General features: G+C 62.0%; 22 protein-coding genes and 3 pseudogenes. 16 read left to right on the top strand and 9 right to left on the bottom strand.

Annotated elements, in window-relative coordinates:
- Positions 1 to 8 precede the first annotated feature (8 nt).
- On the bottom strand, positions 9 to 950 hold the full coding sequence (locus QMO82_RS00745) for a 2-hydroxyacid dehydrogenase (RefSeq protein WP_183610323.1): 942 nt from the start codon (positions 948 to 950) through the stop codon (positions 9 to 11).
- Positions 951 to 1,085: 135 nt separating this feature from the next.
- Here QMO82_RS00745 and QMO82_RS00740 point away from each other — a divergent pair, with 135 nt between their 5' ends.
- The 8 genes from QMO82_RS00740 (at position 1,086) to QMO82_RS00705 (ending at position 8,996) form a co-directional block, all read left to right on the top strand.
- Positions 1,086 to 1,850 carry an SDR family oxidoreductase gene (locus tag QMO82_RS00740; RefSeq protein WP_097620111.1) on the top strand — a complete coding sequence of 255 codons (765 nt, stop codon included), beginning with the start codon at positions 1,086 to 1,088 and terminating at the stop codon, positions 1,848 to 1,850.
- Positions 1,851 to 1,863: 13 nt separating this feature from the next.
- Positions 1,864 to 2,418, top strand: a complete 555-nt coding sequence (locus QMO82_RS00735; RefSeq protein WP_183610322.1) for a gluconokinase — start codon at positions 1,864 to 1,866, stop codon at positions 2,416 to 2,418.
- Complete coding sequence (locus QMO82_RS00730; protein ID WP_183610321.1) at positions 2,408 to 3,301, top strand: NAD(P)-dependent oxidoreductase; 894 nt, start codon at positions 2,408 to 2,410, stop codon at positions 3,299 to 3,301. Before QMO82_RS00735 ends, QMO82_RS00730 begins: the two co-directional genes overlap by 11 nt.
- A gap of 105 nt (positions 3,302 to 3,406) precedes the next feature.
- Positions 3,407 to 4,903, top strand: a complete 1,497-nt coding sequence (locus QMO82_RS00725) for a sugar ABC transporter ATP-binding protein (RefSeq protein ID WP_183610320.1) — start codon at positions 3,407 to 3,409, stop codon at positions 4,901 to 4,903.
- 17 nt (positions 4,904 to 4,920) lie between these two features.
- Positions 4,921 to 5,961 (top strand): ABC transporter permease, encoded by a 1,041-nt coding sequence (locus tag QMO82_RS00720; protein ID WP_097620107.1) that lies wholly within the window; start codon positions 4,921 to 4,923, stop codon positions 5,959 to 5,961.
- A 51-nt stretch (positions 5,962 to 6,012) separates the two neighbouring features.
- Positions 6,013 to 7,110 (top strand): substrate-binding domain-containing protein, encoded by a 1,098-nt coding sequence (locus QMO82_RS00715; RefSeq protein ID WP_183610319.1) that lies wholly within the window; start codon positions 6,013 to 6,015, stop codon positions 7,108 to 7,110.
- Between the two features lie 96 nt (positions 7,111 to 7,206).
- A complete protein-coding gene (locus tag QMO82_RS00710) occupies positions 7,207 to 7,545 on the top strand; it encodes a hypothetical protein (RefSeq protein WP_183610318.1) in 339 nt (112 codons plus the stop codon).
- A gap of 380 nt (positions 7,546 to 7,925) precedes the next feature.
- Positions 7,926 to 8,996, top strand: a complete 1,071-nt coding sequence (locus QMO82_RS00705; protein WP_183610317.1) for an LLM class flavin-dependent oxidoreductase — start codon at positions 7,926 to 7,928, stop codon at positions 8,994 to 8,996.
- Positions 8,997 to 9,026: 30 nt separating this feature from the next.
- On the opposite strand, the gene QMO82_RS00700 is transcribed toward QMO82_RS00705, so the two are convergent.
- Positions 9,027 to 10,703 carry a diguanylate cyclase gene (locus QMO82_RS00700; protein WP_183610316.1) on the bottom strand — a complete coding sequence of 559 codons (1,677 nt, stop codon included), beginning with the start codon at positions 10,701 to 10,703 and terminating at the stop codon, positions 9,027 to 9,029.
- A 666-nt stretch (positions 10,704 to 11,369) separates the two neighbouring features.
- Between QMO82_RS00700 and QMO82_RS00695 the strand changes: the two genes are divergently transcribed.
- Positions 11,370 to 13,334, top strand: coding sequence for a methyl-accepting chemotaxis protein (locus QMO82_RS00695; RefSeq protein WP_183610315.1), 1,965 nt, complete (start codon positions 11,370 to 11,372; stop codon positions 13,332 to 13,334).
- A 77-nt stretch (positions 13,335 to 13,411) separates the two neighbouring features.
- Here QMO82_RS00695 and mctP read toward each other — a convergent pair whose 3' ends face one another.
- The 5 genes from mctP to QMO82_RS00670 form a co-directional block, all read right to left on the bottom strand.
- The gene (mctP, locus tag QMO82_RS00690) at positions 13,412 to 14,887 is read right to left on the bottom strand and encodes a sodium:solute symporter family monocarboxylate transporter (RefSeq protein ID WP_183610314.1); all 1,476 of its coding nucleotides are present in this window, start codon (positions 14,885 to 14,887) and stop codon (positions 13,412 to 13,414) included.
- Positions 14,877 to 15,074: a DUF3311 domain-containing protein gene (locus QMO82_RS00685; protein ID WP_003572258.1), complete on the bottom strand. Its 198-nt coding sequence runs from the start codon at positions 15,072 to 15,074 to the stop codon at positions 14,877 to 14,879. Before QMO82_RS00685 ends, mctP begins: the two co-directional genes overlap by 11 nt.
- A 244-nt stretch (positions 15,075 to 15,318) precedes the next feature.
- Entirely contained in the window at positions 15,319 to 15,990 is a 672-nt protein-coding gene (locus QMO82_RS00680; protein WP_183610313.1) for a response regulator transcription factor, read from the bottom strand.
- A complete protein-coding gene (gene mctS, locus QMO82_RS00675; protein WP_183610312.1) occupies positions 15,987 to 17,372 on the bottom strand; it encodes a sensor histidine kinase MctS in 1,386 nt (461 codons plus the stop codon). Before mctS ends, QMO82_RS00680 begins: the two co-directional genes overlap by 4 nt.
- Before the next feature lie 98 nt (positions 17,373 to 17,470).
- Positions 17,471 to 17,938, bottom strand: coding sequence for an Lrp/AsnC family transcriptional regulator (locus QMO82_RS00670; protein ID WP_097620099.1), 468 nt, complete (start codon positions 17,936 to 17,938; stop codon positions 17,471 to 17,473).
- 164 nt (positions 17,939 to 18,102) lie between these two features.
- Between QMO82_RS00670 and QMO82_RS00665 the strand changes: the two genes are divergently transcribed.
- From QMO82_RS00665 to QMO82_RS00640, 6 genes and pseudogenes are all read left to right on the top strand, one after another.
- On the top strand, positions 18,103 to 18,882 hold the full coding sequence (locus tag QMO82_RS00665; RefSeq protein ID WP_183610311.1) for an ABC transporter ATP-binding protein: 780 nt from the start codon (positions 18,103 to 18,105) through the stop codon (positions 18,880 to 18,882).
- Positions 18,883 to 18,920: 38 nt separating this feature from the next.
- Positions 18,921 to 19,694: a transporter substrate-binding domain-containing protein gene (locus QMO82_RS00660; RefSeq protein ID WP_183610310.1), complete on the top strand. Its 774-nt coding sequence runs from the start codon at positions 18,921 to 18,923 to the stop codon at positions 19,692 to 19,694.
- A 12-nt stretch (positions 19,695 to 19,706) separates the two neighbouring features.
- On the top strand, positions 19,707 to 20,432 hold the full coding sequence (locus QMO82_RS00655; protein ID WP_183610309.1) for an ABC transporter permease: 726 nt from the start codon (positions 19,707 to 19,709) through the stop codon (positions 20,430 to 20,432).
- Between the two features lie 12 nt (positions 20,433 to 20,444).
- Positions 20,445 to 21,133 (top strand): annotated as a pseudogene (locus QMO82_RS00650) (ABC transporter permease).
- A 76-nt stretch (positions 21,134 to 21,209) separates the two neighbouring features.
- Positions 21,210 to 22,118: a homocysteine S-methyltransferase family protein gene (locus tag QMO82_RS00645; RefSeq protein WP_183610308.1), complete on the top strand. Its 909-nt coding sequence runs from the start codon at positions 21,210 to 21,212 to the stop codon at positions 22,116 to 22,118.
- A 48-nt stretch (positions 22,119 to 22,166) separates the two neighbouring features.
- Positions 22,167 to 22,510 (top strand): annotated as a pseudogene (locus tag QMO82_RS00640) (ABC transporter ATP-binding protein); the annotation flags it as partial.
- 17 nt (positions 22,511 to 22,527) lie between these two features.
- Here QMO82_RS00640 and QMO82_RS00635 read toward each other — a convergent pair.
- Positions 22,528 to 22,971 (bottom strand): MarR family winged helix-turn-helix transcriptional regulator, encoded by a 444-nt coding sequence (locus QMO82_RS00635; RefSeq protein ID WP_183610307.1) that lies wholly within the window; start codon positions 22,969 to 22,971, stop codon positions 22,528 to 22,530.
- A 166-nt stretch (positions 22,972 to 23,137) separates the two neighbouring features.
- Here QMO82_RS00635 and QMO82_RS00630 point away from each other — a divergent pair.
- Positions 23,138 to 23,493 (top strand): annotated as a pseudogene (locus QMO82_RS00630) (type II toxin-antitoxin system VapC family toxin); the annotation flags it as partial.
- 39 nt (positions 23,494 to 23,532) lie between these two features.
- On the opposite strand, the gene QMO82_RS00625 reads toward QMO82_RS00630, so the two are convergent.
- A complete protein-coding gene (locus QMO82_RS00625; protein ID WP_183610306.1) occupies positions 23,533 to 24,303 on the bottom strand; it encodes an ABC transporter ATP-binding protein in 771 nt (256 codons plus the stop codon).
- Positions 24,304 to 24,312 lie beyond the last annotated feature (9 nt).

The following is a 24,312-nucleotide window of genomic DNA, read 5'->3' as shown; positions in this document are numbered from 1 at the left end:
CGAAACCCTCACACGACGGGAGTTGGAAGCGGGTTGCCGGCAAAATGCGCGGCGAGATTGTCTCTGACCAACTGGCCCATGGCCTTGCGGGTTTCGACGGTACCGGAGCCATGATGGGGCTGCAACACCACGTTTTGGAGCGTGAGGAAACGCGCATCGATCTTCGGTTCGTTCAGGAACACGTCGAGCCCGGCGGCCTGGATGGTGCCGTCCTGAAGGGCTGCGATCAGCGCTTCTTCGTCGACGGTCGTTCCGCGCGAAACATTGATCAACATGCCGTTGGGACCGAGCGCTTTGAGCACATCGGCGTTGATGATCTTCATGGTCGTCTGCCCGCCGGGGACGATGACGATCAGAAAATCGGCCCAATCGGCAAGTGCGACCAGGTCTGGCTGGTAGGCATAGGCAACATCCGTGTGCTCGTTGCGGGCGAAATAGGAGATGTCGCAGCCGAAAGCGGCAGCCCGCTTGGCGATCGCCTTGCCGATCCGCCCCATGCCGGCGAGCCCGACCTTCTTGCCGGAGACCCGCGTCACCAACGGCATGGCGATATTGCCCCACCGGGCGGCGCGGACGAAAACGTCGGCCTGCGGAATCTGGCGCGCCGTGGCAAGCAGCAGTCCGATGGCGATATCGGCGACATCTTCGGTCAGCACGTCGGGGGTATTGGTGACGCGAATGCCGTTGGCGCGAGCATAGGAGAGGTCGATGGCGTCGGTGCCGACGCCGTAACAAGAGACGATTTCCAGTTTCGGCAATTGCTTCATCAGCTCGGCGGAGGCGCCGAGTTCGCCGCGGGTTGCGATGGCGCGAATATCCTTGCCGACCCTTGCGATCAGTTCCTGCCGGTCTGCCGCTTCCCATAGGCGGTGAACGCGATACTTCGCCTCCAGATCGACCATGTCCCATTGCGGATAGGCTCCGGCCATCAAGATCTCTACGTCAGGCATTCCGTCTCCGTCCCGCATTTTGGCAGTTGATTATGTTATCGATAACATATAATTCGGAAAAGCGATGTCAAGTGAGTTTCACCGTGAGTGGCGGTATAAGGCGTCATTCGCAGCGACACCGGAGGAGTTACCTGCATGAAGAACCTGTTTGATCTGACCGGGCGGCTTGCCCTGATCACCGGCTCGAGCCAGGGGATCGGTTATGCGCTGGCCGAGGGCCTGGCGCAGCACGGCGCCGAGGTCGTCATCAACGGCCGCACGCCCGAAAGCGTCAAACGTGCAGTCGAGAGCCTCAAGGCTCAAGGCCTGTCTGCCCATGCGGCCATCTTCGACGTGACCAGCAAGGATGATGCCGCGCAGGGTATTGCTGCGATCGAAGCCGATATCGGGCCGCTCGACATCCTGATCAACAATGCCGGCATGCAGTTTCGCACGCCGCTGGAAGACTTCCCGGCGGACAAATGGGAACTGCTGCTGACCACCAATATTTCGAGCGTGTTTTACGTCGGCCAAGCGGCCGCCAAAGCCATGATCGCCCGCGGCCAGGGCAAGATCATCAATATCGCCTCGGTGCAGAGCGAGCTGGCGCGTCCCGGCATTGCCCCTTACACGGCGACCAAGGGAGCGGTGCGCAATCTGACCCGTGGCATGTGTGCCGACTGGGCCAAGCACGGCCTGCAAATCAACGCGATCGCACCGGGCTATTTCAAGACGCCGCTCAACCAGGCGCTTGTCGACAATCCCGAATTTTCCTCCTGGCTCGAAAAGCGGACGCCGGCCGGACGCTGGGGCAATGTCGAGGAACTGGTCGGCGCCGCCGTTTTCCTGGCAGGCCGCGGTTCGTCCTTCATCAACGGCCATACGCTTTATGTCGACGGCGGCATCACCACCTGCCTCTGATAGAGACGCGACGATGGAGCTTGGGAAAGAAGCGCCGCCTCTGGCCGTCGTCGTCATGGGCGTCAGCGGCTGCGGCAAATCCTCGGTTGGAGCGCGCATCGCTGCGCAAAACGATATGCCGTTTCTGGAGGGCGACCAGCTCCACCCGGCTGCCAATGTCGAGAAGATGGCTAAGGGCATCCCGCTGACCGATGACGACCGTCTGCCCTGGCTCGACCGGATCGGCGCGGAAATAAAGACCGCGCAAAAGGCGTCGCAGGGATTGGTGATTTCCTGTTCGGCGCTGAAGAGAAGCTATCGGGACAGGCTGCGGCAGGCGGCGGGCGGGCGCCTCGCCTTTGTTTTCCTGGAGGGATCCCGCGACCTGCTATTGTCGCGGATGCAGGCGCGCCAGGGCCATTTCATGCCGGCGTCGCTGCTCGACAGCCAGCTGCAGACGCTGGAACGGCCGACCGGTGAAGCTGGCGTGGTGACGGTGACGATCGATATATCTTTGGATGATATGGTGGCGCTGGCTTGCGAGGTGCTGAGAGGCGCGGCCATCAAGGGAGGTTTTCATGCAGGATGATTATAGAGCGGATGTCGCCGTCATCGGCGCCGGCATCATGGGAACGGCGATCGTCACCCGACTGATCGAAACCGGCCACAAAGTATCTGTCTTCGATCTCGATGCCGAGAAGGTCGCAGCATTGGCAGCCAAGGGCGCCCAGGCGGCGAGTTCGGTGGCAAACGCCGTCTCGGCGTCGGAATTCTGCGTGCTCAGCCTCAATCATGCAAACATCGTCCGCGCTGTCGTCTTCGGCGAGAAGGGTGTTGCAACGGCGGCAAGCGCCGACAAGCTGCTGATCGACATGTCCTCCATCGACCCCGCCGAGACGGCCGACATGGCAAAACGGCTGCGTGGGGAAACGGGCATGGCATGGGTGGATTGCCCGCTTTCAGGCGGCGTGCCCGGCGCACTCGGCGGCAAGCTGACGATCATGGCCGGCGGCAGCCCCGAGGATTTCGAGCGGGCGCGGGTGGTGATGCGGCATCTTGCCGCCAATTACACGCTGATGGGCGCATCCGGCGCCGGGCAGACCACGAAGCTGATCAATCAGCTGTTCTGCGCCGTGCTGTTCCAGGCGGTCGCTGAAGCCGTCAAGCTTGCTGAAGCCGGCGGCGTCGATCCCTCGGCCATTCCAGCCGCTCTTGCCGGCGGCAGGGCGGACAGCCGGATATTGCAGGAATTCATGGCAAAATTCGCCGCCCGGGATTTCTCGCCGACAGGCAGGATCGACAACATGCTGAAGGACCTGGATTCGCTTCAGGCCTTTGCACTGAAGACCAAGACACCGCTGCCGATGACCGGCGCGGTGGTGGAGATTCACCGCCTGCTCTGCTCTGCCGGCCTCGGGCCGAAGGACTCCGCCGAGATGATGCGTCTCCTCGATGGATTTAGCGCCGACTGACGTCAACTCCGGGGGTCGGAGATCGTCATTTTCCGCTTGACTATTCGGGAATGTTATCGATAACATCTCCTTATGACGACAGCTGCAGCTTTGGGAGGAGCCACGGTGGAAGCCAAGAGACTGCTGGAGTTCCAATCGATCACCAAAAGCTTCGGCGGCACGCAGGCGCTGCGTGACGTCTCGATCGACCTGCGCGAGGGCGAGATCCTTGCGCTGCTGGGCGAAAACGGCGCCGGCAAATCGACGCTGATCAAGACGCTTGCCGGCATCTACAAGCCCGACAACGGCGACATCCTGTTTCGCGGCCAGAGCTACCATCATCGCCCGCCCAAACCGAACGAGCGGCAGCCGGTCGCCTTCATCCACCAGGATCTCGGTCTGATCGAGTGGATGACGGTCGGCGAGAACATGGGCCTGTCGCAGGGTTTCTCGATGCGGCGCGGCCTGATCGACTGGAACAGGACACAGGCCCGCGCCAAGGAAGCGCTGAAACTGGTCGGCTGCGATTTCGATCCGACGACGCGGGTCTCGGCGCTGTCGCGCACCGAAAAATCACTCGTCGCCATTGCCCGCGCCCTTGCCGTCGAAGCCGACGTTCTGGTGCTCGACGAGCCGACCGCGAGCCTTCCCGCCGACGAAGTCGATCGGCTGTTCAATGCGATCCGCCCGCTGAAGGAGCGCGGCGTCGGCATGATCTACGTCTCCCACAGGCTGGACGAGATTTTCCGCATCGCCGACCGGGTCGCCGTGCTGCGCGACGGCTGCATGGTCGGACAGAAGCCCGTCAGCGAGACGACGCCCGACGAACTGGTGACGATGATCATCGGCCGCAGCGGCGACAATCTCTTTTCGAAGACCGAGATTGCGCCCGGCAAGGCGATCGTCAAGGTTCGCGATCTCGTCTGCGCCGGCACGAGCCCGATATCGTTCGATATCCGTGAGGGCGAGCTTCTGGGGCTGGCTGGATTGCGCGGCGCCGGGCAGGAGCGGATCGGCCGCGCGCTGTTCGGCTGCGAGCCCTTCGACGGCTCGGTTCTGCTGCATGACGAGGTCCCGGACCTTTCGAGCCCGCTGCGGGCCATGGCGTCGGGCATCGGCTTGATCGCCCGTGACCGGACGGAGGAATCCGTGGCTCTCTCGCTTTCCATTCGGGAAAATACCTATCTCAATCCGGGCGCCGTCGGGCGTGGGCTATTGTCCTTCCTGTCACCGCGCGGCGAAGCCGATCTTGCCCATAAGATCGGCCATTCCGTCGGCCTCAGGCCGAACGACCCGGATCTGCCGGTGGAGGCCCTGTCGGGCGGCAATCAGCAGAAAGTGGTTGTCGGTCGCTGGCTGGCGACCGGCCGCAAGCTGCTGATCGCCGAAGATCCGACCGCCGGCGTCGACATCGGCGCGCGTGCGGAGATCTACCGTCTGATCACCCGGGCGCTCAAGGCCGGTCTCGCGGTCGTCGTGGTTTCGACGGATTTCGAGGAAATCGCCCATATCTGCCACCGCGCGCTGGTTTTCTCGCGCGGCAAAATCGTCAGTGAACTGACCGGAAGCGCCCTGACGACGGAGGCGGTCATCACAGCCGCATCTGCGTCGGAAGCCGCTTGAGCCATCGGAGAACAACCATGCAATCCATTGAATCCACCGCGCTGGAGCCAACCAAGAGCGAAATGGCCGGCCTGTCCACGGGACAGAAGATCGGACGCCTGATCCCGGTTTACGGGCTGGTGATCCTCACCGTCGGCCTGATCGTGCTCTTCTCGATCCTGCTGCCCGATACGTTCCCGACCGTGTTGAACGTCCGCTCGATCGTCTCCGACAAGGCAATCATCGCGCTTCTGTCGCTGGCCGCGATGATCCCGATGGCATCGGGTCGCATCGATCTCACCGTCGGCTATGGCATCGTGCTCTGGCATATTCTCGCCATCAGCCTGCAGACGGCCTATGGCCTGCCCTGGCCGGTCGCGGTGCTGATTGTTCTCGCGCTCGGCGTCTTCACCGGCTTCATCAACGGGCTGCTGGTGGAAGTTGCGAAGATCGACAGCTTCATCGCCACCCTCGGCACGGGAACCGTCCTCTATGCGCTTGCGCTCTGGCACACCGGCGGGCGCCAGGTGGTCGGCGTCCTGCCTGAGGGTTTCTATGCGCTGAACGGCACCATGCTGTTCGGTCTGCCGATCACCGGCTTCTACGTGCTGCTGATCGCAATCTGCATGTGGATCGTGCTTGAATACCTGCCGATCGGCCGTTACCTCTACGCCATCGGCGCCAATCCGAAGGCCGCCGCCCTCAACGGCATTCCGGTCCGCAAATTCGTGATCGGCGCCTTCGTCACCTCCGGCCTGCTCGCGGCCCTGACCGGGGTCCTTCTCGCCTCGAAGCTGCGGATCGGCCAGGCGAGCGTCGGCCTCGAATATCTGCTGCCGGCGCTTGTCGGCGCATTTCTCGGATCGACGACGATCAAGCCCGGCCGGGTGAACGTCTGGGGCACCTTGATCGGCGTCATCATCCTGGCGGTCGGGATATCAGGAATTCAGCAATTCGGCGGCTCGTTCTTCGTCGAACCGCTGTTCAACGGTGTGACCCTGCTGATTGCCATCGGCATAGCAGGTTACGCCCAGCGCAAACGCGGAGCTGTGAGGAGGATCACACCCGCATCCAAATGAGGATGCCGGCTCAGCCCGGCATTTCATAACAAACAAAATGGAGGAGTGAACATGAAGCGCAGAACATTATTGCAGGCAACGGTTGCGACCGTCGCCGTTATGCTCAGCATGCCGGCATTGGCCGATTCCATGGCTGACGCCAAGGCCGTGGTCGACAAGTATGCTTCCAAGGTGAGCGCCTGGGATGGCCCGACGAGCGGCCCCAAGGGCGCCACCGGAAAGAACATCGTCATTCTTGCCGCCGATATGAAGAACGGCGGCATCCTCGGCGTGGTCAACGGCGTTCAGGAAGCAGCCGGCGCACTGGGCTGGACGGTGAAGGCGCTCGACGGCGCCGGCTCGATCGGCGGGCGGACCGCGGCGTTCGGCCAGGCGATGGCGCTGAAGCCTGACGGCATCATCATCAACGGCTTTGACGCGGTCGAGCAGAAGCCGGCGATGGAAGCGGCCAAGGCTGCCGGCATTCCGATGGTTTCCTGGCACGCCGCCTCGGCCGTCGGTCCGGTTCCCGAAGTCGGCGTCTTCGCTAACGTCACCACCGATGCGATGGAAGTGTCGAAGTCGGCGGCGGATTGGGCCTTCGTCGATGCCGGCGGCAAGCCTGGTGTCGTCATCTTCACCGACTCCACCTATGCGATCGCGATCGCCAAGGCCGACCGCATGAAGAAGGAGATCGAGGATCTCGGCGGCACCGTGCTCGAATATGTCGACACACCGATTGCTGAAACCTCTCAGCGCATGCCGCAGCTGACCACGTCGCTTCTGCAGAAATATGGCGCGAAGTGGACGCATTCGCTGGCGATCAACGACCTCTATTACGACTTCATGGGACCTTCGCTCGCTTCGGCCGGCATTGCCGGCGACGGAAAACCGGTGAACGTCGCCGCCGGCGACGGTTCGGAGAGCGCCTATCAGCGTATCCGCGCCAAGCAGTTCCAGGCCGTCACGGTCGCCGAGCCGCTCAACCTCCAGGGCTGGCAGCTCGTCGATGAACTGAACCGCGCCTTCGCGGGCGCTCCGTGGTCGGGCTATGTGTCGCCGCTGCATGTGGTGACCAGTGCGAATGTTGAATTCGACGGGGGACCGAAGAACAGCTTCGATCCCGACAACGGCTATCGCGATCAATACAAGAAAATCTGGGGTAAATAAGCCTCCCAGCCGAGGGCGTATCGACCGATACGCCCTCACCTCCTGACATCACTGCAACATCGATCCAGCGCCGGCGAGTTTTGGAAAAGAGAACCCATGATCATTCGTTATGCTTTGTTTGAAGGCGAAATCCATCCCGGCCGAGAAGAGGAATTCCGCGACTTTGTCAGGCACCGGCTCGTCCCTCTGTGGACAAAATTTCCGGGCGCCGAGGAAGTCCGGGTGCTGGATGGAATGGAGCGCGACGAAGGCGCCCCCATCTATGCCATGGCGCTCGCCATTCGTTATCCCGATATGGATGCGGTGAACGCAGCCCTTCTCTCCGACGTCCGGTTCCAGAGCCGTGAGGTCACCGGTGAACTCCTGCAGCTCTTCACCGGCAAGGTCCATCACCACGTCTTCTCGGCCAACGAATATCCGCCGGCCATCGCCTGACATCAGGCGCTTCCGGGGCTGCTGGAGCGATGGAAGCTGTCGCCGTTGGATCAGAGTATGGGTTGGACAATCCATAAGGGCCTGCGACGAGTGTCGCGGGCCCTTTTCGTATCAGGACACTGCCAGTCCTGCGGGCGCGATGGTTCCAGCTGTCCGACCTTTGGGACAATTTTTCACAAGCGGCGCCATTATTAAATCAAATAGTCTATATGTTTTGTAGATAATGCCTCATTTTACCGCGCATCGTTCCTGCTGCCAGCAATCCGAAACGGGAAGATAGACGATGACGTCGCTTCGGGTGCTGGCGACACAGGCAGTCAGATGATCGGGAAGGCCCTCCTCCCTTTCCTTCTTCCAACCACGCAGATCTGCAGCACCGCATGAGCACTCATTCCGAATTTCTCTGGTATATTCCCAACGATGTCAGACCCGGCCATCGCGGCGATTCCGCCGTCGACAATCACAACAGCCTGGATACGCTGACCAGCCACGCGCGGGCGCTGGAAGAGCATGGCTGGAAGGGTGCGCTCATCGGCACCGGTTGGGGCCGGCCGGACACCTTCACCGTCGCGGCCTCGCTTGCCGCGCGGACCACCACCTTCGAGCCGCTGATTGCGATCCGCCCGGGTTACTGGCGGCCGGCGAATTTCGCCTCCGCGGCGGCGACGCTGGATCACCTGACCGGCGGGCGGGTGCGGATCAATATCGTCTCGGGCAAGGACGACTTGGCCGCCTACGGCGACAGCGAGGGCGATCAGGCGCATCGTTATAGCAGGACCAGGGAGTTCATGCGGCTGGTCCGCAGACTGTGGACCGAAGAAAACGTCACCTCGGCAGGTGAGCACTTCCGGGTCGCCGAATCCACCGTGGTGCCGCGCATCGAGGTCCGTGGCGACCGTCGCCACCCGAAATTCTATTTCGGCGGCGCCTCGGAGGCGGCCGAGCGGGTGGCCGCAAGCGAGGCCGATGTCCAGCTCTTCTGGGGTGAGCCGCTCGACGGCGTCCGCGAGCGGATCGACCGGCTCAAGGCCTTGAGCCGGGAACTGGACCGCGACCTCCCGCCGCTGGAATTCGGCCTGCGGATCACGACGCTGGTCCGCGACACCACGGAACAGGCCTGGGCCGATGCCGAGGCGAAGGTCGCGGAGATGGCCGGAAGCAAGGGGGCCGGCTGGCACGACCACCAGCGCGTGCTCGCCGTCGGCCAGCAGCGACTGCTCGCGCTTTATGAGCGCGGCGACGTCCTCGACGACAATCTCTATACCGCGCCGGGCAAGTTCGGCGGCGGTGGCGCCGGCACCACCTGGCTGGTCGGTTCGGCGGTGGATGTCGCCCGCTCGCTACGCAAATACCAGGATCTCGGTATCACCCATTTCGTGTTGTCCGATACGCCCTATCTCTCCGAGATCAGGCGGCAGGGCGATCAGCTTCTGCCGCTGTTGCGCGGCTGAAGCAGCAGGGGGATTCCTTCCATCTTCGATCTAGATCGCTGTCGCGATGCTTCGGTTGCGGCCGGCATTCTTGGCGACATAGAGGTTGGCATCCGCCACTTGCAGAGCGATCTCCAGATTATCGGCCAAAGACCAATCCGCCAGACCGATGGAACAGGTGACGCCAAGCTTCGAGGCCACCTGCGACCATTCGTGGTTCTGCACTAGCAGGCGCAGCCGCTCGGCATCGGCAAAGGCGTGTCCGGCTGTCGTGCCGGGAAGCAGAAGCAGGAATTCCTCGCCGCCCATGCGGATCGCCAGGCTGCCTTTCGCTCCGGCGGTGCCCAGCAAGTCGGCAACCTGGCGCAGAACGATATCGCCGATGGAATGAGAAAAGATGTCGTTGATGCGTTTGAAATGGTCGATGTCGACCAGCAGCAGGGCCGCATGCGTCACGCCGCTTTCAACCCATTCCCTGCACCGTAGCTGCAATTCGCGCCGATTGCCGAGCCCGGTCAGCGGATCGGTGCGCGACGCCAGCACGGCCTCGCGCTGTTCGGAGGCAAGCCGCAAGTTTTCCTCCAGCAGGCGCTCACGCTCCAGACGGGCGCTGTCTTCCTTGCGGCGCATCGTCTCCAGATCGAGCGCAAGCTTCATCGTATGGGCGCGTGCCGAGGCCAACCGCTGATAATCCTCCACCACCAGTTCATGATAGATCTTGTGATAGTCAAAGGCCGCCTTCCAGTCGTCGGCCATTTCGGCAATCCGGAAGCGCATGTCGAAATGGCGTAGCTTCATGCGCGGCACGGCCAGAACCGGCTCCATCGCCTCGATGGCGGCAAGCAGCGACACGGCCTCGCTAAAAGAGCGCTGCCCTGCCAGAAGAAAGGCGTACCAGTAGGAGGTTTCCGCTAACAAAACGTCATCCCCCGCGACGCGAGAGGCGCCGATGGCCGCTATATAACGAGCTGCCGCAGCGGCATCTTCGCCGCGCGTCCATGCCAGAAGCCCGAGATAGCAATGGCATTCAGCGATCTCATAGCTCAGGTCTTCGGCTTCGGCCTCCGTCAGAATCGAACGCAGTTGCTCTTCCGTGCAAGCAAGCAGGACATTGTCGACCTCCCGTCCTGCCAGGCGATGTTCGCCGAGCGCGCGCGCTGCCATACGACCGGTAATCGAGCGGGCGATCAGCACCGAGCCTTTCGCCAGGCCGCTCGTCTCGGCATAAATCAAGCTGTCGGCCGCGGCCTCGGCTGCGCGATCGAAGTCGTTTGAATCGAACAGCGCCACCGCGTAGGCGGTCCGCGCCCGCCAATTGGCCAGCGGATCCGTGCAGGTCTTGGTGCGCTTCTGGCAGTCGATCAGCAAGGCGAAGCCGGTTTCCAGATCGCCGAGCGCCACGAGAATGCCGCCATGGACCGATTGCAGGGAAATGATGGCAGCTTGATCCTGGCAATATCTGAGCCACGTCTCGGCGCGCAGGCAGATCTTCAGGCCTTCCGCGAGGGCCTCCTTGTTGAAATGAATGAGTGCGAGGCGATGCGAGGCGCGCAAGGCGCCGGCAATATTGCCCGTCTCGAGCGCGGCTTCATAGGCCGCCTCCGCGGTATCGAGCGCTTCGCCGGTGCGGCATTCCCAGTCCAGGTGCACGGCCCTGTCGAGCAGTTCCTGCCAGCTTGCTGCCAGGTTCTCGTCATGCTTTGACTCGGAAGAAGCCCGTCGTGCCACTCTGCCAATTCCTTTTCGCGCCGCATAGTCGATGAGAACTTCTAACAATTCTCAAAGCGTTGCGCTTAACAAGCCGCCAACTTTGTCGTCGAGCATCGTCTGCACTCGCGCAGCGCATCCAAAAAGATTCGCGAGTGTCACCAGTCGTTCCCCGAGATCATTGTTCGAATCGGGTGCAGGAAGAGTAAAGCCGTCCAGCTTTGCAACATAAGATGTACGGCAGTTGTGCAAAGCAACTTATCATACTCTTCTTGTTCCGAGGATTTGGCCATTTTGCGCAAAAAATTCCAACGAAATATCCAAAAGGCGCGGAAGAATGATGCCCTGTCGGCGTCGTTTACACTCTCTAAAATATATTCCCTTAAAATTTTTGATGTCGGAGCGACGGTCTCAGGATCGTCACCTGCGCCATGATGGCGTCCCAGGCCCCCGAAATCTAGCAGATATCGACGTTGTTACTTTGACGCACCGCCTCGCATCTTGGGCGCGATGGCTCCGCGCACTCATAGGGTAAACGCGCACAGCGCATGCCAATGGCATCGTTCTGGCGCGCAAAGGCGCCTTTCGGGGACAGATCGAGGGCCTCGCATTTGAACGAGATATGACGAGCAACCCTGGCGGCCAGACGCGTTTCAACAAACCTCGCCCACACGACGGAGGGTGCGAATGAAGAGCATTAAGAGTTTCGGGATCGCGGTGCGTCTCGCCCTTGGTTTCAGTTTCCTGATCTTGCTGATGGCCGGCCTGAGCATCTATTCGGCGGTGCAGGTTGCTGAGATCAACAGCAATCTTGGAACGATCAACGACGTCAACAGCGTCAAGCAGCGATTTGCCATCAACTATCGCGGCAGCGTGCACGATCGGGCGATTGCCATTCGCGACGTCACTCTGGTGACCTCTGCCGATGAACGGAAGAGCGCCGAGGCATTGATCGAAAAGCTGGCAGCGTCCTACGCCGAGAACGAAAAGCGCATGGCGGACATGGTTGCATCTCCTGCCGGTGCGACGGATCAGGAAAAGACCATTCTCGGCGAGATCGCCGACATACAGGCGAAAACCAATCCGCTGGTCGCTCAGATCATTGCGCTGCAGGAGAAGGGCGACGGCGAGGCGGCCCGCAAGATCCTGCTCGAACAGGCGAGGCCGGCCTTCGTTGCGTGGCTGGGTGCCATCAACAAATTCATCGACTATCAGGAAGCGCTGAACAAATCGATCGGCGGCGAGGTTCGCAGCACGGCAAGCGGCTTCAAGCCGGTCGTGCTGACGGCACTGGGCATCGCTGCACTTCTTTCGATCGTCGCCGCTGCGATTACCGCGCGCACGATCGTTGGCCCGCTGGCAAAACTGCAACTTTCGCTGAAGGCGATGGCGGAGGGCAATCTCGACGGCGATCGTCGTCTCGAAGCGCGGGGCGATGAAATCGGCAAGCTTGCGCGCGCTGTGGCCGGCTTGCGCGACGCCATCTCGGCAAAGGCCGAGCGGGAAGCCGACACGGAGGCCAAGAGAGCTGTCGCGGAACGGCATCGGCTCGAGCAGGATGCCGATGAACGCCGCACTCTTGCCGAGCAGACGGACCTGGCCGTCGGCCAGCTCGGCACTGCATTGCAGGCGCTGGCCAACGGCGACCTGACGCAGCAGATCGACACGCCGTTCATCCCGACTCTGGAAAAGCTCAGAGCCGACTTCAATACCGCGGTCGAAAAGCTCCGCGCTGCGATGCAGAAGGTTGCCCAGAACGCCAGCGCCATCGCCGCCGGCGCACAGGAGATCCGATCCTCCTCGGACGATCTCGCCAAGCGAACCGAACAGCAGGCCGCCTCCGTCGAGGAAACCGCCGCCGCCCTGGAAGAGATCACCACCACCGTCGCCGACTCGAGCAGCAGGGCGCAGGAAGCAGGACAGCTCGTTCGTAAGACCAAGGACAGCGCGGAACGCTCGGGCAACGTCGTTCAGGACGCGGTCGATGCCATGGGCAAGATCGAATCCTCCGCCACTGAAATCGGCAGCATTATCGGCGTCATCGATGAGATCGCCTTCCAGACCAACCTGCTTGCGCTGAATGCCGGTGTCGAAGCCGCCCGCGCCGGTGAAGCAGGCAAGGGTTTCGCCGTCGTTGCCCAGGAAGTGCGTGAATTGGCGCAACGTTCCGCCAAGGCCGCGAAGGAAATCAAGGAACTGATCAATGCTTCGAACGGCCATGTGAAAAGCGGCGTGGCCCTGGTCGGCGAGACCGGCAAAGCGCTGAAAGAGATCGTCGCACAGGTGCAGCAGGTCGACGGCAATGTCGGCGCCATCGTCGGCGCTTCGCAAGAGCAGGCAACGGGGCTGAAGGAGATCAACACCGCGGTCAACAGGATGGATCAGGGCACGCAGCAGAACGCCGCCATGGTGGAAGAGGCGACAGCCGCCGCCCATAACCTCGCCAAGGAAGCCGATGCGCTGTTCCAGCTCCTGGGCCAGTTCAGCATTGGGGGCGCTGTGGCGGCACCCAGGCGCATATCGCAGCCCGCAGCCGCGGCACAACATGCTCAGCCCGTTTCCTCGCCCGCCCGCCAGATGATTGCCAAAGTGGGCAAGTCGTTCCAGTCGAACGGCAATGCGGCCCTGGCCGGCGATTGGGAAGAGTTTTAAGTCGCACTGATTTCTCTCCAGCTTCCGCTGGACGGCGATTGCGAAGGGCAGCGTGTGCTGCCCTTCGCGTTTTCATCTTACGCCCGGACCGGCGCTTTGGCCGGAAGCAGCGCGTTGACCACGACCGCGACGCCGATATTTGCCGCAAGCGCCAGCAGTCCGGTATAGACGGTGAAGGGTTCGCCGCCGAGGCTGATCAGGTGCAGCGGCTTCCAACCGGCATCCCAGACGAGGAAGGTGCCGCCGCAAAAGCCGACGAACCAACCGGCAAGCAGAGCGGGTGCACGGAACCAGTTGGTATAGAGACCGAAGACGAGCGCCGGCAGCGTCTGCAGGATCCAGATGCCGCCGAGCAGTTGCAGGTCGAGGGCGAACTGCGTCGGCAGGAAGATGATGACGAGAAGCGCGCCGACCTTCACCACCAGCGACGTCACCTTTGCGACCTTGGCTTCGCCCGCATCGCTGACTTTGGGATCGACATAGGCCTTCCAGAAATTGCGGGTGAAGAGATTGGCGGCGCCAATGCTCATCACCGCCGCCGGCACCAGCGCGCCGATGGCGATCGCCGCAAAGGCGAAGCCGGAGAACCAGCCGGAAAACAGCGTCTTGAACAACGTCGGAACGACGTCATTGGCACTGTCGAGCTTCAGGTTGGCGGCATGGCCCATATAGCCGAGCAATGCCAGAAGGCCGAGCAGCAGCGTATAGGCAGGCAGCATGATCGCATTCTTGCGGATCGTCTTGCCGCTGTTGGAGGCAAAGATGCCCGTCAGCGTATGCGGATACATGAAGGCTGCGAGCGCCGAACCGAGGGCGAGCGTGGCATAGGCGACATACTGGTTGCCTCCGAGCAGCAGGTTGCCGGAGCCCTTTGCCTGGAAAGCCGCATCGGCCGAAGCGAAGACATTGGCGTAACCACCAAGTTTCGACGGGATCAGTGCGACGGCTGCGATCACCACGATATAGATCATGATGTCCTTGACGAAGGCGATCAGCGCCGGCGCGCGCAGACCGGCTGAGTAGGTGTAGAGCGCCAACACGATGAAGGCGATCGCCAGCGGCAGTTCGCCATGCAGCCCGAGCGCCTTCAGGACCGCCGTCATGCCGACGAGCTGGAGGGCGATATAAGGCATGGTGGCGATGACGCCCGTTGCCGCCACGGCGAGTTCGAGACCGCGCGATCCGTATTGGCCATGGACGACGTCGGCGGCCGTCACATAGCCGAAATCCTTGGCGCGTTTCCACAATACCGGCATCACCATGAAGACGAAGGGATAGACGACGATGGTATAGGGCAGCGCGAAGAAGCCGTAGGCTCCGACGGTATAGACCAGCGCCGGGACGGCGATGACGGTATAGGCGGTATAGAAATCGCCGCCGACGAGGAACCAGGTGATCCAGGTGCCGAAATTGCGACCGCCGAGGCCCCATTCATCGATATGGGCGAGGGTCTCGGGCTTGCGCCAGCGGCTGGCGACGAAGCCCATGACGGTGACGAGCGCGAAAAAGAAGATGAAGACGGCCAGCGCCGTGCCGTTGATATCAGTCGTCATGGCGAGTGCTCCGATAGGCGATCCAGGTCAGCGTCGCAGTGATCGGCACCCAGAGGAGCTGATACCAGTAGAAGAAGGGAAAGCCGAAAAGCGACGGCTCGCGGAGATTGTAAAATGGCGGCCAGAGCAGACCGATATAGGGAATGATCAGCAGCCAGAGCGCTGCCTTGCTACGTGGTTTTTCCATGTCGGGATACCTTTCAGGCGCCGCGGGCGGCGGTCGCCATGTTCCAGTTGTCGGCGTGGAAGGCAGGTCTGTCAGCCCGCGGCAGCAGGCCCGGTTCGGGTCGCTCGAGCTTTTCCAGACGTTCGGAAGCTGATGTAACGCATGTGAATTCCTCCCAACGGCTCGCACTTGGCCAGCCGCGAATGGAGTCCTAGGGCGCTGGTTTCATCCCCACAAGATGAGTGCCAAGGTGAAATGCCAGGGCCTACCCAGAAGTGGGTAGGCGCGAATTCGCGTCGACTTTCGCGACGATGCCATGGTCGAGCGCATAGCGGATGAGGCCCGCCGTCGTTGCGATGCCAAGCTTTTTCTTGAGGTTCTTGCGATGGGTTTCGGCCGTGGCGGAGCTTATCCCGAGCGCCTCGGCGATCTCGCGGTTGCTCCTGCCGGCAACGATCAGTCCGAGAGTGTCACGCTCACGCGGCGTCAAGGGATCGCTCCCCTCCTCCGCGCGTTCACCCATCAGCGTGTCGAAGACGCCCGACGAGAAATAGGTGCCCCCGTCGGCAACGGTTTCGATGGCCGAGACGATTTCGTCGGTCGAAACGTCTTTGAGGACGTAACCGGCGGCGCCATGCATGACCGACGAGGAAATATACTCGCGGCTGTCATGCATGGAGAGCATCACGACGCGGGTCTGCGGAAGTTCGGTCCTGAACAGTTCGATCGCATCGATGCCGCTGAGCTTCGGCATGTTGATGTCCATCAGCACCACCTGCGGCTGGACCTGCCGGGCGATGTCGAGCCCGGTTTGGGCGAGCCCGGCAGTGCCGGCGACTTCGATATGGTCGAATGTTTCGAGCACGGCCTTCAGCCCGTCGAGCACCAGCGGATGATTGTCGATCAGCAGCACCTTGATCTTGGAGCGTTCCGTCATGCGGCTTCCGCCTGCCGGTCGGCGGGACGATTGGCCGATTTCGGCAGCATCGCCGTCAGCGTCGTACCGGCCTCGCTGCTGTTGATCAGCAACAGGCCGCGGAAGTGCGCCATCCGCTCCTGCATGTTGCGCAGGCCGAGGCCCGATCTGCCGGATGCGCCGTCCTTGCTGCCGTCGAAGCCCGCGCCGTTGTCGGATATCGTCATACGGGCGCGACCATTGTCGCTCCAGAGCTTGACCGCGAGCCGGGAGGCGCCCGCGTGCCGCTCGACATTGTTGAAGGCTTCCTGCGCGACGCGATAGAGCGCGGTGTTGGCTTCGGCTTTCAGCGTGTCGGTGAACGCGGAAGCGTCGATTTCCGTCTCGATCCCCGTCCGCTCGGCGAAATGATAACATAGCGCCTCGAGCGCCGCCGTCAGGCCGAGGTCGTCGAGCACGCGCGGGCGCAGATCATGCGAGAGCCGCCGGATTTCCTTGATCGCGCCGTTCAGCGCCTCGACGCCGCGGTCGATGGTGACAGCCGCATCGTCGACATTGGTCCTGACCTTGCGGCCGGCGAGATCCATCGCATAACGCACACCGACGAGATTCTGGGAAATGCCGTCATGCAATTCGCGCGCAAGACGGGCGCGCTCCTCTTCCTGGGTATCGATCACCCGCTGCGTCAGCGCCTTGAGCCGGCTGTCGGCCATGCGACGCTCATGGAACGTCAGCAGCATGCAGGTGGTGAAAACGATGAGCACCGAAGGGACGGCGATCAGGGCTACGATGACGAAGGTCCGCCTGATGTTGGCGCGCATCACTTTATTGGCGGCGGCACTTTGGGCAAAGACGTCATCCAGGTAGACGCCGGTTCCCACGACCCAGTGCCATTTGTCGAGGCTGACGACGAAGGAGAGCTTGTCTGCGATCTGTCCGGTCGACGGTTTCTGCCATTTGTACTGATGCAGGCCGCCGCCCGCTCTTGCCGTGGCGATCAGTTCGGCAATGACCTTGTCACCATCCGGATCGGTGAGATCGAGCCAATTGTGCCCATGCCGGAAACTCTGGCGCGGATGGACGATATTGTTGCCGTCATAATCGTAGACGAAGAAATAGCCGTCCTTGCCGTAATCGAGCGAGGTCAGAATCTCAGCCACCTGCTGCTTGGCGGCTTCATCGTCGGCCCCGGCCTTGTCATAGATCGTCTGGATGGCGGAGAGGGCAAGATTGGTCAGGTTGAGGATCTCGGCCTCCTTGGTCTTCAGCATGTTCTGCTCGAACGTGTCGATGCTGTTCTTGGCAAGGTTTGCCGATTGCCAGGTGATGAAGGTGGTGATCGCAAGGATCGAGATGACGAGCGGAACGATCGCCAATGCGATGATCTGGTGTCGGAGCGTCAACGATCATTCCTCCCGAGAATGTGCGCCCGGAATTATGCCCTTTGTCATATGCGAGTCCAGCGGCTTGTCCACGCGGCCGGATCAATGCGGCCGCGCCATCACTGTTCCAGGGGCACGAACAGGCCGAGCTTGACGTCGCGCAGCACGACATTCGTGTGCATGCGGCGGATCTGCGGGTTTTCGGCCATGATCAAGGCGGCGATATCGTCATAATGCTCGACGTCGCGGGCGGTGACGATCGCGATCAGATCGACCGCGCCAGTGACGTAATAGACCTGCTGGATGTGATCCTGCTTTTCCGCCCAGAGGCGGAACTTCGCCAGAGCGTCGTAATTGTCCCGCTCGATCTCCATCCCGACGATGAACACCATCGATGTCCCGGTCGCCTTGCGGTCGACGACGGCCACCTCCGCCTTGATGATCCCCTCCTCGCGCAGCCGCTTCAACCGCCGCTGCACCGCCGAGACCGACAGTCCGATCCGTTCGGCGATGGTTTCGGCCTTCAGCTGGCAGTCGCGCTGCACGATATCGAGAATGTCGCGATCAAAACGATCCAATTGTTCCATTGTCCAAGTCCCAATTCCTGCCTCAGTCCTTCACGCATTCTGCCGCAATCGCCGCATGAAGAAGATTATTTTGCACAAATTATGCAGAAGAGACAAAAATTGCGCGAAAAAACCGCGCATTTTTATCATTATCCTTCGCAAATTCAGTTCAGCCGGAACCATGCATGTCGGATCAACCCTTTCCTGCTCTTCGTGTCGAAGATCTTCATAAAAGCTTCGGCTCGCAACAGGTTCTCAAGGGTATCTCGACGCAGGCCCATAAGTCGGATGTCATCTCCATTATCGGCTCGTCAGGTTCTGGCAAGAGCACCTTCCTCAGATGCATCAATTTTCTGGAAATGCCGGATCGCGGCCGCATTGCCGTGAACGGCGAGGAGGTCGTGCTGAAAGCCGGCCGCGGCGGCCACCTGCAGCCGCACAGCTGGCGGCAGATCGAACGGTTGCGGACCGGGCTCGGAATGGTCTTTCAGAGCTTCAATCTCTGGGCTCATCGCACGGTGCTGGAAAATGTCATCGAGGCGCCCGTGCATGTCATGGGGGTATCGCGGCCGGAGGCGATCGAAAAAGCCGAGGCGCTGCTCCACAAGGTCGGGCTCTTCGACAAGCGCGATGTCTATCCCGCCTTCCTTTCCGGCGGCCAGCAGCAGCGTGCGGCGATTGCCAGGGCGCTCTGCATCGACCCGGATGTCATGCTATTCGACGAACCGACGTCGGCGCTCGATCCGGAGCTGGTCGGGGAGGTGCTCAAGGTCATCCGTGATCTCGCGGAAGAAGGCCGGACCATGCTGATCGTCACGCATGAAATGCGCTTCGCCCGCGATGTCTCGAGCCGCGTTCTCTTCCTGCATCAGGGGCGGATCGAGGAAGAAGGCCCGCCGGAGCAGATATTCGGGGCACCCGTCAGCGCCCGCTGCCGGGAATTCACCGGTCTCAGCACCCATTGATCCCCACATCGATAACCCAAACCAGGAGAATCCTGCGAATGAAACTGCTCCCCATGCTTATTGCCGGCGCGGCACTTGCGCTTTCGGCCGTCACCGCCCAGGCCGAAGTCCGTTTCGGCGTCATGAACGAATCCTATCCGCCCTTTTTCGCCAAGGACGCTTCCGGCCAGTGGCAGGGCTGGGAGATCGATCTCATGAACGCCGTCTGCGCGGAAATGAAGGAGAAATGCTCGATCATCGACATTTCCTGGGATGGCCTCATTCCGGCACTGCAGAGCAAGAAGTTCGACGTGATCTGGTCGTCGATGTCGAACACTGCGGAACGCTCGAAGGTGATCGACTTCACCGATAAATATTACAACACGCCGAGCACCTTGATCGGTCCCAAGGACCAGAAGCCGGGCGCCACCGCCGAGGATGTGAAGGGCAAGACCATCGGCATCCAGGTGTCGACGATCCAGTCGGAATATTACAAGAAGTATTTTGCCGGCGCCGCCGAGGAAAAGACCTACCAGACGCTCGACGAGGCGTTCCAGGACTTGGCCTCCGGCCGTATCGACTATGTCTTCGGCGATTCACTGGCGCTCGACGCGTTCCTGAAAAGCGACGGCGGCAAGGATTGCTGCGCCAAGATGGGCGATGTCGCCGACGACAAGGAAATTCTCGGCGCCGGCGTTTCGGGCGGTCTGCGCAAGGACGATACCGAGCTGAAAGCCAAGCTCAATGCGGCGATCGCTGCGGTTCGCGCCAACGGCCAGTATGACGCCATCACCAAGAAATACTTCGACTTCGACATCTACGGCGCGAAGTAAGCAGTCCTAGAGATGGCGACCGCACAACAAGGCATTCTGGACCTGCTGTCTCCCTATCCTCCGGGATGGGGGGGCGTTCTTCTGGCAGGTGCGGTCTCCACGGTCGCCATCTCGGCCTGCGCCTTCGCGATCGGCCTGCTGCTCGGCACGGGCGGCGCACTTGGAAAGCTTTCGGGCAATCGACCGCTCCGCCTGCTGCTCGATCTCTATACCACGATGATCCGCGCCGTTCCCGAGCTGATCCTGATCGTCGGGCTCTATTATGCCGGCACCGATGGCCTCAACCGGCTCCTGGCGGCCTTCGACCTGCCGCCAATCAACGTCAACGGTTTCGTCGCGGCCGTCGCGGTGCTGGGCTTCGTGCAGGGCGCCTATATGACGGAGGTGTTGCGCGGCGCGATCCTCGCCATTCCCCTCGGCCAGATCGAGGCCGCCAAGGCCTTCGGCATGGGACCGATGCTGCGGTTCCGCCGCGTCCTGCTGCCGGCGCTTTTGCCGAACGCGCTGCCGGGGCTCGCCAATCTGTGGATGTCGATCACCAAGGACAGCGCGCTGGTCGCCGTCGTCGGCTACCAGGAACTGGCGCTCGCCACCCGGCTTGCCGGGGCGAGCACCAAACACTACTTCGTGTTTTTCCTGGCTTCGGCCCTTCTCTACCTTGCCATCACGCTTGCTTCCAACGTCGTCTTCAAACTGATCGAGGGACGGGTACGGCGGGGACAGCCGCGCCTTGCCTGAAGAAAGCGCCCCATGAGTTTCACCTGGATCTCTTCCTATTGGCCGCTGCTTCTGACGGGCGCCTGGCAGACGGTGTCGCTGCTTGTCATTTCCGTTGTGTTCGGCTTCATCATCGCCATCGGTCTCGCCTTCGCGCAGGTGAGCGGCGGCAGGCTGACGCTGCTACTCGCCCGCGGCTACTGCACTTCTTCCGCGGCACGCCGCTGCTGATACAGCTTTGGCTTCTCTACTACGGCGTCGGCTCGCTGCTGCCCCTGATCCCCGGCATCCGCCAGAGCCTGTTCTGGCCGATCCTACGCGAGGGCTACTTCTTTGCCGCCGTCAGTTTCACCCTGAACTACGCAGCCTATGAGGCCGAGGTGTTGCGCGGCGCGCTGCTTGCTGTTCCCAAGGGCGAGCTCGAAGCCGGCCGGGCCTTCGGCCTGTCGCCCTGGAAGTTGACCCGCCGCATCTGGCTGCCGCGGGCCATCCGCATCGCTCTGCCGACCATCGCCGGAGAGATCGTCATGCAGCTGAAGGCGACGCCGCTCGCCTTCACGGTGACGGTGATGGATCTCTACGCCGTGGCCAACAAGGTTCGGCAGGACACGCTGCTCGTCTATGAACCGCTGCTCGTCGTAACCGTCTTCTATCTCGTCCTGACCGCCGTGATCGCCCGCGTCTTTCGAGGTCTCGAAGCGCAGGTGCCGGTTCGCCGCTAGGCCGACGGAGCTCGCCACATTGTCTTGAAAAGTCCGGCGCCGGTGACGGCGCGAAAGCATGAATGGAGACTATCTCATGAGCACAACGCGAATTCTCGATGGCGGTATGAGCCGCGAGCTGCTGCGGTTGGGCGCCGAGCTGAAACAACCGGAATGGTCGGCCCTGGCACTGATCAACGCGCCGGATATCGTCCGCGAGGTGCATAAGGAATTCATCGCCGCCGGCTCTGAGGTCATTACGACGAACAGCTATGCGCTCGTGCCCTTTCACATCGGCGAGGATCGGTTTTGGAAGGAAGGGCCGGCGCTGGTCCGTCTTGCCGGTCGACTGGCGCGCGAGGCGGCCGATACCGTCACCAATCGCAAAGTGCTGGTCGCCGGCTCGCTGCCGCCAGTCTTCGGCTCCTACGAACCGCAGAATTTTCAGCCTTCGCGGGTACAGGATTATCTCAAGGTGCTTGTCGAAAACCTCGCGCCCTTCGTCGACATATGGCTCGGCGAGACGCTGAGCCTGATCACCGAGGGCGAGGCCGTCCGCGAGGCGGTGGCGGCATCAGGCAAGCCGTTCTGGATCTCCTTCACCTTGGCGGACGACGAGGCGGCCATAGGGGGGAGCGAGCCGAAGCTTCGCTCCGGGGAAAGCGTCGAGGCGGCGGCATCCTGGGCGATCTCATCAGGCGCCGAAGCCTTTCTGTTCAATTGCAGCAAGCCTGAAGTCATGCAGGCGGCCGTCGAGACGGCGGCGCGTGTGTTCCGCAAGGCGGACGCTCGGATCGAAATCGGCGTCTATGCCAATGCCTTCGAAGGGGAAACAGGCGACGCGGCCGCCAATGAAGGTCTGCACGATACCCGCGACGATCTGAATGACGACAGCTATTCGCGTTATGCCTGCTCCTGGGCCGAAGCCGGTGCCACGATCATCGGCGGCTGCTGCGGTATCGGCGCTGCCCATATCCATCGCCTCAGCAAGACGCTCTTACGCTGAAGCGGCAGGTTGGCGGCGGTTGTCATCCCGCCGCTGCCACCCACCGACAGCGGCGGGCAACGGCAGATGGCACCGTTTGCGCAGGTGCCGATGCGCGCGCCGAAAGTCATGCTGCTGGACGAGCCTGTCAGCGCCCCGGGTCTGAAGCACCAGATCGCCCTGCTCGATCTCGTCCGCCGTGAAACGCACGCCAATGGCTGGTGACGATGGTCGTGCTGCATGATCTCAATCTGGCCTGCCAATATGCAGACAACCTGCTGGTGATCGCGGATGGCACGATGAAGGCGAGCGGTCATCCGCAGTCGATCGTGACGCCGTCGCTAATCGGCCAGACTTACGGTGTGGATGTCGAGGTGCTCCGCGACCGCCGCGGCCAGCCCGTCATTCAGCCGCTGCGCCGCGGCTTCGTTCATTCCGCTTTCGGCGCCGTCTTCTGCAGCTCGAGGAGAAGCTCGATCAATTTCGGCGCCATCACCCGGATTTCCGAGAGATTGACGGCGCTCAGTCTCGTCAGAAGCTCGTCGGCCTTCTCGGTCAGGAGGAGCGTCTGACGGCGTCTGTCGGCCGGGTCGGCATGGCGTTCGACCAGTCCGGCGTCCGACAGTCGTCCGACGAACTCGGTCGCCGTATGGGGCGCGATGATCAGCCGTTCGGCCAGCATGCCGATGGTCATCGCTTCGCCGCCGCGTTGTCCCTTGATCGCCAGCAGCGCCTGATGCTGCTGCACGGGCAGTCCTTCCGACTGGGCGGCTGAGGCGCTGAAGTCCATGAACTGGCGAAGCGCGAAGCGGAGGTCGGCGAGCGCCTGGTAATCCTCCTGTCTCAGCGGCGGCGGGATTCTCTTCGCGCTCATTCTCCTAGCCGCTTGTGCGAAGCGATCGTGCTCGGCTGCCGTGCCTCGCGGTCCGGGTAACGCGCGCCCTCGGCTTCTGCACGCGAGCTCTTCGCCGATCTCGAATAGATGGGCAGCCGCCAATCGGTCAAGTGAGGCATCTTCTGAGACATTTTCGCCTTCTTGCTTACGTCCGCTGGACAAGCTCGACGAGGATCGCTCCTTCATCAGTATCGTGTCGGTCGCAGAGATCCGGCGCGGCGTTGCCCTGATGGAGGTGGGACGGAAACGCGAGGCGCTGGCCGAATGGCTTGCCCAAGACCTGACGCAACGATCGAGCGCCGCATCATCCCGGTGGACGAACCGGTTGCCCTGGCCTGGGGAGACCTTATGGGACATGCAAAACGGAGCGGCCGCGGCCTGTCGTCGATGGACGGTCTGATCGTGGCTACGGCGGTTGCTCACGATCTCAGCCTCGCGACGCGCAACACTAGGGATTTCGAGGGCTTTGGGATCGAACTCATCGATCCCTGGGCCGGATGAAATGTCTCCGGCCTGCGGAACTAATGGAGGCTGCCGCCTTCAATGCAGTCCGAACAGGTTCAGCAGCTCTTCGCGGTGCCGGACGAATTCCGGCGCGCTGCGGTCGCGGGGGCGCGGCAGATCGATGTCGATCAGACGCGGCTCGGCTCCCTTTTCTCGCGGCAGGATCAGAATCCGGTCGGCGAGATAAATCGCCTCCTCGAGATCGTGGGTGACGAGAATGGTCGTCACGTCCTCATCGCGCCAGATCCGCGCGAGTTCCTGCTGCATGCCGATCTTGGTCATCGCATCGAGCGCGCCAAGCGGCTCGTCGAGCAGCAGGATTTCCGGCTGAACGGCAAGCGCCCGGGCGATGCCGACGCGCTGGGCCATGCCGCCGGAGAGCTGCCGAGGATGGGCGGTCTCGAATTGCTGCAGGCCGACAAGCTTGACATAGTGACGGGCGCGTCCCCTCGCCTGCTCACGGGACAGGCCTCTCGTTTCCAGACCGAAGGCGACGTTGTCGAGCACAGTCAGCCAGGGAAGAAGCCGCGGTTCCTGGAAGATGACGGCGCGCTCCGCACCGACACCTCGTATCGCCTTGCCGTCGACCAGGACTTCTCCGGTGTCGGAATCCTCAAGCCCGGCCAGAACCCTGAGCAAGGTCGTCTTGCCCGAGCCGCTGGCGCCGACGATCGCGAGGCTTTCGCCGGAGCGGATATGGAGATTGATATCCTTCAGAACCTGCAGCGGTTTGCCGTTCAGCGTGTAGGATTTGGAGAGGTGACGGATCGTCACCTCTCCGCGGCGAATATCCTCAGCGACGCTCATTAGGGTTCC

It is taken from the genome of Rhizobium sp. BT04, from assembly GCF_030053135.1.
Lineage (GTDB): Bacteria > Pseudomonadota > Alphaproteobacteria > Rhizobiales > Rhizobiaceae > Rhizobium > Rhizobium binxianense.
This window is presented reverse-complemented; position numbering and strand designations above follow the sequence as displayed.